Origin of the sequence: Paenarthrobacter sp. NyZ202 (genome assembly GCF_049860755.1) — a bacterium.
In the GTDB taxonomy this organism is placed as follows: Bacteria; Actinomycetota; Actinomycetes; order Actinomycetales; family Micrococcaceae; genus Arthrobacter.
On record NZ_CP187556.1, the window covers coordinates 1,236,469 to 1,248,374 of the forward strand.

An 11,906-nucleotide genomic window follows, 5' to 3' on the forward strand; every position below is an offset into this window, starting at 1 on the left:
GGCTATTTACTTCCAGTTAGTTCGTCACGATAGTCTGCGAGCCGAGCGTCGAATTCTTCGAGCCACTGCGCATCGACATAGGCCTTCAGGATCCGCATGACCTCGTACGCCGTACTTTCGCCCTTGAGCTTTCGGAGGAAACCGAGCTCCACCACTTTCTTGATGTTGGCAGCCAACCGGTCCTTGATCCGGACCTCATTGCTGGAGTCCGGCAGGAACAACAGAACCATGTCTGCAATCTCCTCCTCGGTCATGATGAGGCGCAGTTCGCTGCTGTTCGTATCGAATTCGAGGAGGCGCTTCCTGAAGAGCGCAAGGAGCAGACTGACGTCGAACGTGAGTTGTCGCCGCTGAATGAGCCGGGGGAGTGAGCTCTCAGGGTCCTCCCGTGACCTGAGGAACGCGTAGCCCTCAGACTCGTCCAGTATCAGGTCCAAGCCGAGCACAGCGACGTACTCGCGTACGTGCGAGGTCAGCGCCAGAAGCGACTGCCACGTCTTTTCGTCCGACTCCGCGTACACCACCCCTTTGAACAGCTTGGTGACCACCGACGGCAGTTCTTCGGGGGTGGATGGTGCCTCAAAGTTCATGCTGGCCTCACAAAAATGAGCTGGTCTACGGTAGCTTCCCGAGTGACGCCGTCTGCCGTCTGCCACTGCAGGCGTTGTGTCACATCAGGGTTGATGGTTGCCCATTCAGACTCGCTGGCCAGCTGGTAATACGCCACCACCTCCGCAAGTCCGAGGGTCAGCGGGTAGGAGTCGGCGATGTCAGCCAGCGTTGCCTGGCCGGTCCTCTCCAAAACGTCCTCGACATTGGCTTTGAGCCGTTCCTTGTCAACATGGAACTGATTGAACAGCGCGCTCGCATCCACGGCTGCGTCATCGGCCACTGTTACCTCATCCAACACCCTAATCCGGCTGCCTGGCGCGTACAGTGGCCGCTCGAACGGCAGGGCCACCGCCACGGTGGGTGCGTCAATCTCCATAAAAATGTTCGACGGCGGCTGCTCGCGGGAGTCGAGGGCGCTCGCCTCGATGCTTCGGAGCAGTTGCATGATGCGCTTGTTCTCCAGGAAGACCTTGTCGTCCAAGAGCCGGCGCATCTGCTGGGACAGCTGCCTTACTGTGCTCTGCGTTTGCTCAACGGCGGGCAACCAGTCCTGATGGAGGTTTGTAATGGCCTGAAGGTTGTCCATCTGTGCGAGGGCGTCAATCCTGGTGGCCCGCTGCAGAAGGTCGTCCAGCTCGTTCCGCATGTGGGGGGACATGAGGTAGTCCCAGAAGCCTTGGAATGTACGGCCCTGCAAAGAACTTCCGATGTCCTGCTGGTTGGCGAAGATGGAATCCAGGAGCTCGCCCTGGCTACCGTCCCACGTGGCGATCTGCTCGCGGACCTGGCGGTCCAGCTTACGGAAGTTCTGCTCTACCTCGCGAAAATCGGACAGGAGATCCCTGGCCAGGGACGTCAGCTGCTGGAAATGGTCCAGGGCTTCCGGCCCGCTCATGACTTTGACGTTGCCGTCGCGGATTTGCTGCATCTCGCGGTCAATCAGGTCTCTCTGCCTCTGCAATTCGACCAAACGAACCTCTGGATCCGTTTCGGACTGCTGGACCAGGGCCTTGAGGACGGCAAAGATGCTGGTGAGCCGGGACTGAGTGGCCACAAAGTCGCGGCCTTTGAGGGCCTCAACCCACCGGATGACGTCTTCCGTGGCGGGCATCAGATCATAATGGGGTTCGTCTTCCCCCTGAACGTAGTACTTCCGGAGCCAGGCGCGCTCCGGGTCAGCCCACTCGTCCAAGTACTCCGACGCGTTGCGCGGAAATTTGTCCTCGCCATAGGTCTCCCGGACCCCGAAGAGAACGTCATCCAGGGCATCGATGAGCTGCTGCCTTCGAAGATTGCGCTGGTTGCCGTCGGTGAACGCCGTCATGAAAAAGTGCAGCGCAAGCGGGGCGTTCGTAGCACGGAGGAGCGACCACCCGGGGTGGTTCTCACGCAGAGAAGCAATTGCGTAGTAGTCCATGGGTTCCTCGACGTCTGGGCTGCAACCGGCTTGGAAGTGGTTGCCTGATTCACAGGCTATGCCAGAGGCCCGACAGTTTTGCCACATCCGCTGGATTAAATCCGCCCCGGCACTAGCTATCCCCGCAGATGTCTGTAGACTTGACGGTGTTGTTGTGTTTGGCATTTGGTAGTTCAGGCAGTCCCCGTGGTCCACTTCGGATCGCGACCTTCTGAAGTAACGGTGGAGAACACCCCACACCGGAGACCCGAAAGTCGGGAACAATCTCCACCTTCAGTAAGGACTGAAATTATGGCTACAGGTACCGTCAAGTGGTTTAACGCTGAAAAGGGCTTCGGCTTCATCTCCCCGGAAGATGGCAGCCAGGACGTTTTCGCCCACTACTCCGCAATCAACTCCTCGGGCTACCGCTCCCTCGAAGAGAACCAGAAGGTTTCCTTCGACGTCGAGCAGGGCCCCAAGGGTCCCCAGGCAGTGAACATCCAGGCTATCTAGTCTTCGGATAGACGCAAGAGCAGGGCCGGTCAGCTGAGCTGACCGGCCCTGCTTTTGTCTACCTCAACCCCGATTAGACAAACTTTGTCATTCGTGACCAGATGAGCACGGAGACCAGGGCAACGAAGACCAAGCCCCCACCCATGAAGGCCAAACCGAGCTCAACGTGGACAGGATATGGCGGGCGGGGACTGAAACCACCCCAGTAGTTGAAGATGCCCTCTCCGGCAGAAGTAAGTACATTCCTCGGATCGTAGGGCCCTGCGAAGGGTGCCACCATAAGAAGTGCGCCGGCGGACAAGCTCGGTATCAGCATGCTTCTAACCACCAATCCGACAAACAGGCCAAGCAGCCCGAACAGGATTGCAACTGATGTGCTGAAGGCGATTTGAGCCGCGGGGCTTCCAGTGGCCGCGCCGGCTACAGAGTAGGGGAAGTTGCGATGGACTGAGTCCAGGAAGGCAGCTCGAAGGATGGGTGCCACGGTTAGGCTCAATGTCGCAGCGATAAGGGTTGCAGCCAAGGAAACAGCTACGACGGTAACGACTTTTGCCGCAATATAAGACCTGGGGCCCTGCATCACCACCCGGTCCTTCAGAATCCGACGGCGAGTGTCGTCGGTCGCCACTCCGCACCCGTATATGAAGAAGAGCAGCGGAATGACTAAGAAGGTGATCATCTCCAGTCCGGTACCGACTGCGTTCGCTCCTTCGAAAGCTTGAAATGCGAAGTACGCCCTTTCGTAGTCATATCGAAGTGGATTGTCCACCAGCGTCTGACCATCCAGGAGAGACTGGTTGATGGGCTGCGCCAGGGCCTGGGTCAGTGACACTCCATTGGCTGATGCTTGCGCCTCCGTTGTCTGAAGGCGAACCATGCTCGCATCCACGTTGCTGACGCTCCCAATGAAGGCAAACACGAGAGACAACGCGAGACCGCCGATGGGAAGCAAAACCAGTCTGCCCCAGTGCTGGTACCTCAGTTCGGTTCGTATTGAACGCAGCAGGCTATTCATCAAAATCATCCGCCTGGATAAGCGGTTCATCTGGTTCCATTCGGATCTTCCCGTGCCGAATTGTGAACTCAGACGAGGTCACTTCCCGGTAGAAAGAGGTTTCGTGGGCAGAAATGAGGATGCATGCTTTATTCGAGGCGCGGTCCAGCAGGCGCAGAAGTCCGTCTTGGCCGGCTACATCCAGGCCGGATACTGGTTCATCCAGCAGTATGCAAGGTTTCCCGGATGCAAAAGCAGCTGCTAACTTGATCTTCTTCCGTTGGCCGAGAGAGTAGCCTGCCGAACGCTTCTCAAGCAGATCGCGGTTTAGAAATTCCTTGACCGCGGGAGCATCCTCAACCACACTTGATGGGGCATCCAGTAAGGCACGCAGATTCTGAAAGCCTGTGAGCCTACCGTGCAGTGTTGAATCATCAAAGACGGCGGTTACATTATTCTTTAGCGATTCATTATGCCAAAGGATACTTCCTTGATATTGCTCTAATCCGGCAAGGCACTTGAAGAGTGTGGTCTTACCGTATCCATTTTCTCCGCGCATTATGTGTACGCCCGTGGAAGGGATGCTCAAGGATGCGTCGGAAAATATCTTCTTTCGCCCATACCGTTTGGAAAGATTGATGATGCGTAGCATGAGTCCTCTTCAATGAGGGGCCAGCTGCGGACAACTGGCCCCTAAGGGTTTAGGGATGTGCGGCTAGCCCTGCCACGCGTACCAGGCACCATCGCCGTAAACGTTCGCACTTTGGATCACCGTTGAGTGGTAGATATTGACATTGCCCCAAGGGGTTGGAGTACCTACTCCTGCGTCAGTCAATGCCCGATAGGAGTGCTGCCAGGTGCTGGCGTAACTTCGATTGATTCCTAGTGCCTGCACTGTGTTGAACACGAAAGCACCAACGCGTTGATAGCCGTAGCTACTCGTTACCTGCCTCCAGTCGTAGTAGAAATCAACGTTCTCTTCCGTGAAAAGCATCCAGTTCCCGGAATACAAGCTGGCGCGGCGAGAGCCGACGGCCGTAGTTGAGTACGTTGGCTCACCTTTTTTCAGGCTCAACTGCATCGGGGCACCTGTGCTCGATGCAGTTTTCGGTGTGGTGATGTCCTTGAGAGTCTGTGTACTGTCAGGCGCATCGGCGGCATGAGCGGGAATCGCCGTTGTGGCGAGGATCGCGGAAAGAAAAGCGACTGCAATGCTGGAGCGATATTTCATGATCGTTTTCCCCCAATGGAAATGATCGCAGGAAGGACTCGGGCTTCTTGGCCGGTTTATACCCAACGTCCGAGAGGGCGTCAGGTTGAAGGTGAATTGCACCTACTAGCTGCTCGCTATAGATCACATTCACTGTGCCCGGATTATCTTCCGTTCACAGATTCCGTGATTGAGGAACACTCTCAACCCCATAACTGTCTTTGTCAAATCAGTCTACTTGGCAAGTTGAGGTGTGGAAGGCAGCTCGCTTAGCCGAAATGTGAAACCAGAAACGCTTATTAACCGATCTCCGAATGCCAGCAGTACCTAGACGATGCTGGCCAGCACCTATTTTTACCGAAATCGCCACCTAGTTAACCCCGAAAGCATCTGTGCAAGGCATATTCACCACCTACTCCCGATCTTTAGATTTAGGTGCCGGAGCAACCGCTGGATGAGGGTTCAGACAGGCGTGTGGTGGACCCCTTGTTCGAGCCCCAGGTCCCCAGTCCCCGGGCTACCGCTCCTTCGAGGAGAACCAGAAGGTCTCCGTGGACGTCGAGCAGGATCGGCCGCGAGGCCGGTCCTGCTTTTCGTCGTACCAGTCGAATATAAGTACTACTGCTTCATTAGCAGCTAGAACACATATCCACATAGCTAATTACACCCATGTAATTCGCTTCCCGCAGCCCATAGCGTTGATGGCAAGAGACCATGACGCAAGGGGTACTGATGATCTGCCCGAACACTCACCACAACCAGCCCACATCACGCCGCCACCACCTAGTCGATTTTTCGGAGCACCTAGATTGGCCCAAATCACCACCTAGTTTGGGGCAATCCGGCCTGTGCAAGGCATTTTCAACACCTAGTCCGCTCTCCAAGTTCTAGCCTGCGAGGTGAGCCGAATGACGGTCATGCACAGAAGCAGAAGGTTGGATCGGGTGTTCGATTCAGAGGTCCAGCGCGTCCTGGACTATGTTGCGCAAGGCATTGGTGTGCGCATTGTTGGGGTACCCGGAAGCGGCAAAAGCACGGTAGTGCGCAGCGTTGTCACAAGCCTTGAGAAGTCGGGGGCGGTGGTCCACGCGATCGCCGGCCTCCGTACCCACAGGAACATCCCCTACGCGGCCATCAAGAGCCTCGGACTGGACCTGCGGCCAGGCCGCAGCGGGGTGTTGGATTTGGCTGATGTCCTTTCAAGCCACCTCGCCATGATCGGCAAACATGTCCTGGTGGTGGACGACATCCACTTTGTCGACAACGAATCCCTGGCCGTACTGGAAGCTGTCCGCAGCCGCTCCAGCAGCCCCTTGGTTGCCACGGCACCCGAGACGCTCAGCTTCTCCAGGGGCCAACTTGCTGTCCTCAACCACGGGCGTGAAGCCGTCCTCCAGCTGGACCCCCTGCACTACGAGCAAGTCCACACCCTCGTCTCGCAAGTACTCGGCGGGCCAGCCGACGCCGACACAACAGCACGGATCCTCACCAAGTCCGCCGGAAACCCCCGGCTCATCGTGAAGATTGCCGAGACCGCATCCCTGAGCGACCTGGTGGTCCAGCGCGGCGGGCTGTGGCGGATGACCAGTGACACGTTGTGGAGCGATCATCTGCGCGGGACCATAGAGGCCCTGCTGGCCGAACTCACCCCGGAGGAGTTCACAGGCCTGAACATCATGGCCATCCTGGGCACCGCGCGCCTGGACATCCTCCAGAAGATCATCACCCCGGACGTTCTGGACACCCTTGAACGCAGGGGTTTCCTCACCGTCCTGGACGATCACCATAACGGACCCACTGCTGCCATCAGCCCACCGGTCATGGCGGACTACTTCCGTGGCCAAAAAGCCTTGCGGGACAGGCACCTGCTGCGAAGCCGGATCGCCGGGGTGCTGGACTCCACACCCCAATCCACGGACACCATCACCACATCGGACAGCCTCTCCCGCGTGCTTGCCGCGCTGCGCCGGGAACGAAGCAGCGACGACGCCGTCACAGCCCGCCACTTCCACGAACACAGCGCGGTCCGCGAACGTGCCCGCTTTGAGCGATGGGAGGCCAACAAGTCTGCTGCAAACGCGGCGGCGCTGCTGCGCATCTATTGGGGCTCACCCGTCGATGTAAAGCGCGCCCAGCGGGTCTGTACAGAAACGCCAACGCACGACGCCGATCCCTCCGACCTGCTGCTGCTCACCATCACGAAGGCCCTCCTCGCCATCAATGCCGGCCGGGGACTGAACGCCGCCGTTGAGGTCCTCAAGGACTTCGGTGAAGCGCACCCGGGACAGAAAGCGGGGGCAGAAGCTGCGATTCTCTTCCTCAGCGGCTCCCACGGCCGCGTGCCGGAGGCGCCCATCCACACCGGGGTGGACCAAAACCCGGGAATCGGCCATTTGATCCAGGGCCTGATGCACCTCTACCGATTCAACCCGGAGACGGCCCTGGACACCATCAAGGACGCCGAGGACGACGAGACCTTCCCGCACCTCCGCCCTTTCATCAACGGATTCTCCCTCTTCGCCGCCGGCAGGATCGACGAATCCCTGGTTTTCGCACTTGACTGGCGTGCCGAAGCCCGCAAGAACCTGGACCAGTTCGGAGTGGTCACCAGCAGCTACATTGCGGTCCACGGACTGTTCTACCGCGGCTACTTCGAGGAAGCCGAGTACCTCATGAGCAGCGTCTTCGCCATGGGCCGCCCCGGCTTTGTGGTGGACATCCTCTACGACGCAATGCTTCGCCTCGCCGGCCTGCGGCACGCCACGTCGTCGTCGGCGCCGGAGCTGTCCATCGCCACCCAAGCGCGAACGGAAGTGCCCGACGTCGGACCGTTGCCGGGCGTGGGCAAGGGGGCTTACGTACTGGTCGCCGGAAGCAACACCCGCGCTGCGGGCTTCGACCGCCGCGCAGGACTGCTGATCAAACGGCAGCTGAAAAGCGGCTACGTGCTTGAAGCCATGATGACCTCGCTGCTCTGCACCTGCCTCAGCCCGGGTCTTCCGGTGCTGGACCTGCTGAAAAAGATCCTCAGGGACAGCAACATCACCGTCCACGATCAATTCCTGGCCATCGCAACCGCCGTGGTGGAAGGAGACCATGACCTACTCGGCATTCTCCTGAAGCACTACGAACCGGACATCAACCTGTACCAAGTGGGCATGTTGCTGCAGGGCGGCCTCAAAAGGCACGTCCTGGAAGGCGACGCCACGGCAGCGGAAGCCTTGGCGGAGGCATCGTCCCAGTTCGCGGCCAGCTTCCCCGCTGCGTTCGAACCGCTGTCTTTCAGCACGGTGAAATCCGTGCCCTTGACAGAGCGGGAGACCGAGATCGCCGTGATGGCGGGATACCGCTCCAACGTGGAAATCGCCGAACAATTGGGCATCAGTGCCAGGACCGTGGAAAACCACATTTCCAACGCCTTGCGAAAAACAGGAGCGACGTCGCGCAATAGTCTCTTCATCCTCGTCAGGAATTCACTGCCGCCCACGTGACACTGGATACGCTGGAAGCATCCCCGCCACGGCACTCCCCGGCAGTGCCGTGGCCCCTGATGCTGAAAGGCACTTGTGAACCAGTCACCCGCGTTGGCCAGAAGACTAGGAACTTTTGACGCGTCCCTCATCGGCCTGGGATCGATGATCGGGGCCGGGGTGTTCGCCGCCTTCACACCGGCAGCCCAGGCTGCAGGGTCAGGACTCTTGGTTGGCCTGGTGATTGCGGCTTTCGTCGCCTTCTGCAACGCGACCTCATCGGCGCAGCTCGCGGCCGCCTATCCCACCTCCGGTGGAACCTACGTGTACGGACGCGAACGCCTCGGGCCCTGGCCCGGGTTCCTCGCCGGATGGGGATTCGTCATCGGAAAGACAGCCAGCGCCGCTGCCATGGCCATGACCTTCGCCGCGTACGCAGCTCCCCAAGGCTGGGAGCGCCCGGTGGCGATTGCCGCCGTCGTACTTCTGACAGCGGTGAATTATCACGGGGTGACACGGACCGCGGGCCTGACCCGGATCCTGGTGATCGCCGTGCTGGCTGCCCTTGTTGTCTCGCTGGCGGCGGTGTGGGGTGGTTCCGGTCCCGACTTTGGCAACGTGCTGGGCGAAGGTCTGCTGGCCGGGGGCTGGTACGGGGTTCTTCAGTCCGGTGGGCTGCTGTTCTTTGCGTTTGCGGGCTATGCGCGGATCGCGACCATGGGGGAAGAAGTGCGGGACCCTCGCAGGACCATTCCTCGCGCCATCACCATCGCGCTGGGTATCACCGTGGTTCTGTACGCCGTCATTGCGGTCACGCTGCTCGCGGCCCTGGGCCCCGGCGGTGTGGCGGGCAACCCGACTCCGTTGGCTGCCGCCGTCGGGAATGGCTCGCTGGGATGGGCAGCGCCAGTGGTCCGGGTCGGCGCGGCAGTTGCGTCGCTGGGCGCGCTTCTGGCCTTGGTGGCCGGCCTGGGCCGGACCAGTCTGGCCATGGCCCGCGAGCACGACCTGCCGCATGCGCTCGCAGCCGTTCACCCCAAGTACAAGGTTCCGCACCGGGCTGAGGTCAGCATCGGTGTGGTGATCTGTTTGATCATTGCTGTGGCGGATCTGCGGGGCGCGATCGGCTTCTCGTCATTTGGAGTGCTGCTGTATTACCTGGTGGCGAATATTGCGGCGTTCACCCAGCCCGCTGAGGACCGCCGGTACCCGAAGGCGCTGCAGCTTGCCGGTGCCGTGGCCTGTGTAGTGCTGGTAGCCACCCTGCCGCCGTTGTCCGTGGGCCTGGGTGTGGCGATGTTCGCCGTGGGGATCGCGTACCGCTGGGTGCGGCTGCGGACGCGCTCCTGACGCTATGCCGTGTTGGCTGACAGGAAGGCGGCGAGCTCGCTGTCGGTCGGTTCACGCAGCTCGACCGGTGTGATGGCCGGCGTGGGCGCCAGGAAGTCATTGATGGACGTCTGGCCTTCGAGTTCAGGGATCGGCTGGTGCTCTTCGCTGATGTGCATACTCTTCCAATCTGTTGTTCCGAAGAGACGCTAACCCACGGTGTGCTGGTGCACAGGGGCGGACACGCACGCTTATCCAAAGCGGTATCAACGGCGCAGGCGGCGCGGCCCCATCCGGGGGTTATCGGCTGAAGCCGCGCCTGTGCCTCCTACGCCTGGGACGGGTGGGGATCCCGCCGGACAACGGGTTCCCGTCCCGAAGGCACAGGGTGAGAATATGCGCCGGATCCGGCGTCTAGGTGGTGGCTTTGGGAAATTAGGTGGCAGATCGGGTCCATGTGAGTGGTTGTGGGGGTGAAATTGAGTGGTGGCGGAGCTTGGCCTAGGTGGTGGCGGCGTTAGCGCTGGCGCTCCGCGAGCTTCTTGTGCACCGCTTCCATGTACACCACGAGGCTGCCCACGGTCAGCGCGAGCCCGCACCCAACCGCCACCAGCGACGCCGTGTCCTGAAAGGGAACTGCCAGCAAAGGACTCAGAGTCATGGCGTTGGCGAATGCCGCGCAGGCAAAGGCCCCCGCTTTCATCAAAGGAAACGCCCGGGGCCGCGGGAACAGCAGGCTGACCGGCCCCACGACGCCGAAGACTCCGAGCAAAACCACACCTACGTTCCTCAGCGTGGGGATATCCAGGGTTGATGGTTCACGGGGTGGTGCCGCTGCCGCAAGGAGGATCGCTGACCCGGCCGAACACACGATAACGATTAAGCCGAGGACCCGGAGGGCATGCGGATAGAAGAAGGTCACCATGGGTGGATCTTCGTCGGTGCAACCGCCGGCTAAGTGGCGGCAACGGCCTCCCCAGACGATGGCGCGTCAATCTAGGTGGTGGTGGCGGCCGATCTAGGTGGTGGTGTGACGGGGGCTAGGTGGTGAGGAATAGTCCCGGCTTGGAGGGCACTGGCACAATGTGCCATATGGTTGCATCCGTTGAAGTCCCTGCCCTTGAGGTGCGCATCTCCCTTCAAGACGCCGAACCGGAAATCTGGCGGCAACTCGTCCTTCCTCAGACGGCCACACTTGCAGAGGTGCATGAAGCGATCCAACTGGCCTTCGGCTGGAAGAACACCCATCTTTACGTTTTCTATGGCACGGGGCCTGATGGAAAGCGGCGGGTCATCACCGTGCTCGACGACGAATCTCCGGTCGGTGCCGAGTCTTCGGCTGAAGTGGGGCTACTTGAACTGTTCGACCCTTCTCTTCCGGGCAGGTCGCCTTTTGAGTACGAGTACGACTTTGGCGACAGCTGGACGCACGAGATCGACGTCGTCGGACCGGCTGAGCTCGACGGAATGACCGTTAGGTGTACTGATGGAGCTATGCGTGGTCCGATCGAGGACTCCGGCGGCGTCTTCGGGTACGCGAACGTGGTCAGGGTGGTGGGGGATCAGCGGCATCCCGAGCACAGGGAAGCACTTGATTGGCTTGAACTTGTGACCCAGGAACGGGCGTCCGCGTTTGACCCAACGACGTTCGACCTGCACGCGGTGAACGAGGACCTTCGGCGATTGTCCCGACGGTTGTGGCCGTCCGAGGTCACCGAGGCAGACCGTGTAACCGCATTAGCGCCCATCCTCTGGTTCTTAAGCGAAGCTGAGCCGGATGGTCTGCCCTTGACGAGCGCTGGCCACCTCAAGCCTGCATTCGTGAAGCACGCCATGACTGCGCTCAATTGGGATGACGGCTGGGTTTCAACCGGCAGGGTCGAGGTCAGTACGGCGCCGATCCGAAACCTGCGTGAACAGCTTCAAGAATGGAAGCTCCTCAGGAAGTACAAGGACAAACTTCTCCTGACACCTGCCGCCCGTCAGCTTGTGGGGGACCCCGCTGGCCTATGGGACTACGTGGTGGCACGTCTAGCCACTCCCGACAACGACGCCGCCGCAGTTCTCCTCCCACTCATCGTTCACTGGGAATTGACGGGCAACGAGCCACCATATGGACTCATGGACCAGGTCATAGAAGCCGCGCTGCACCATGCTGGCTTGAGAATCATGGGCGACGCCCCTCCGTGTTGGGCAGGCCACCTGTACCACGAGGTCAGCCGGGGCCTGCACAGAATTGAACTGTGGGAGCGCCCAAGCTGGGACCGGGTCAGTGAACGGCTCTCGGACGTCGGCATTAAGTTTTTGCTGGACCTCCAGACCCGCCTGGGTGCCGGCAGGTGATGGCGGTTCCACTTGATGGTGCGGACACCAACCTGA

General features: G+C 60.1%; 11 protein-coding genes. 4 read left to right on the forward strand and 7 right to left on the reverse strand.

Features of this window, described 5'->3' with window-relative positions; all coding sequences use genetic code 11:
* Positions 1-2: 2 nt before the first annotated feature.
* The gene (locus ACPFL9_RS05885; RefSeq protein ID WP_426006364.1) at positions 3-590 is read right to left on the reverse strand and encodes a DUF4194 domain-containing protein; all 588 of its coding nucleotides are present in this window, start codon (positions 588-590) and stop codon (positions 3-5) included.
* Entirely contained in the window at positions 587-2,029 is a 1,443-nt protein-coding gene (locus ACPFL9_RS05890; protein ID WP_426006365.1) for a DUF3375 domain-containing protein, read from the reverse strand. The genes ACPFL9_RS05885 and ACPFL9_RS05890 overlap by 4 nt, the downstream gene beginning before the upstream one ends.
* A 291-nt stretch (positions 2,030-2,320) precedes the next feature.
* Between ACPFL9_RS05890 and cspE the strand changes: the two genes are divergently transcribed.
* Positions 2,321-2,524: a transcription antiterminator/RNA stability regulator CspE gene (gene cspE, locus ACPFL9_RS05895; RefSeq protein WP_021472668.1), complete on the forward strand. Its 204-nt coding sequence runs from the start codon at positions 2,321-2,323 to the stop codon at positions 2,522-2,524.
* A 73-nt stretch (positions 2,525-2,597) separates the two neighbouring features.
* Here cspE and ACPFL9_RS05900 read toward each other — a convergent pair whose 3' ends face one another.
* From ACPFL9_RS05900 to ACPFL9_RS05910, 3 genes are all read right to left on the reverse strand, one after another.
* A complete protein-coding gene (locus ACPFL9_RS05900; protein WP_426006366.1) occupies positions 2,598-3,569 on the reverse strand; it encodes a hypothetical protein in 972 nt (323 codons plus the stop codon).
* Positions 3,532-4,170, reverse strand: coding sequence for an ABC transporter ATP-binding protein (locus tag ACPFL9_RS05905; RefSeq protein ID WP_426006367.1), 639 nt, complete (start codon positions 4,168-4,170; stop codon positions 3,532-3,534). The genes ACPFL9_RS05900 and ACPFL9_RS05905 overlap by 38 nt, the downstream gene beginning before the upstream one ends.
* A 63-nt stretch (positions 4,171-4,233) precedes the next feature.
* Positions 4,234-4,749 (reverse strand): hypothetical protein, encoded by a 516-nt coding sequence (locus ACPFL9_RS05910; RefSeq protein WP_426006368.1) that lies wholly within the window; start codon positions 4,747-4,749, stop codon positions 4,234-4,236.
* 923 nt (positions 4,750-5,672) lie between these two features.
* Between ACPFL9_RS05910 and ACPFL9_RS05915 the strand changes: the two genes are divergently transcribed.
* Together ACPFL9_RS05915 and ACPFL9_RS05920 are read left to right on the forward strand one after the other, a co-directional pair.
* Positions 5,673-8,219, forward strand: coding sequence for a LuxR C-terminal-related transcriptional regulator (locus ACPFL9_RS05915; protein ID WP_426006369.1), 2,547 nt, complete (start codon positions 5,673-5,675; stop codon positions 8,217-8,219).
* Positions 8,220-8,294: 75 nt separating this feature from the next.
* The gene (locus ACPFL9_RS05920) at positions 8,295-9,548 is read left to right on the forward strand and encodes an APC family permease (RefSeq protein WP_426006370.1); all 1,254 of its coding nucleotides are present in this window, start codon (positions 8,295-8,297) and stop codon (positions 9,546-9,548) included.
* Between the two features lie 2 nt (positions 9,549-9,550).
* On the opposite strand, the gene ACPFL9_RS05925 is transcribed toward ACPFL9_RS05920, so the two are convergent.
* Together ACPFL9_RS05925 and ACPFL9_RS05930 are read right to left on the reverse strand one after the other, a co-directional pair.
* Positions 9,551-9,706 carry a hypothetical protein gene (locus ACPFL9_RS05925; RefSeq protein WP_426006371.1) on the reverse strand — a complete coding sequence of 52 codons (156 nt, stop codon included), beginning with the start codon at positions 9,704-9,706 and terminating at the stop codon, positions 9,551-9,553.
* Between the two features lie 338 nt (positions 9,707-10,044).
* Entirely contained in the window at positions 10,045-10,452 is a 408-nt protein-coding gene (locus ACPFL9_RS05930; protein WP_426006372.1) for a hypothetical protein, read from the reverse strand.
* Positions 10,453-10,619: 167 nt separating this feature from the next.
* Between ACPFL9_RS05930 and ACPFL9_RS05935 the strand changes: the two genes are divergently transcribed.
* The gene (locus ACPFL9_RS05935; protein WP_426006374.1) at positions 10,620-11,870 is read left to right on the forward strand and encodes a plasmid pRiA4b ORF-3 family protein; all 1,251 of its coding nucleotides are present in this window, start codon (positions 10,620-10,622) and stop codon (positions 11,868-11,870) included.
* The last annotated feature ends 36 nt before the right edge of the window (positions 11,871-11,906 follow it).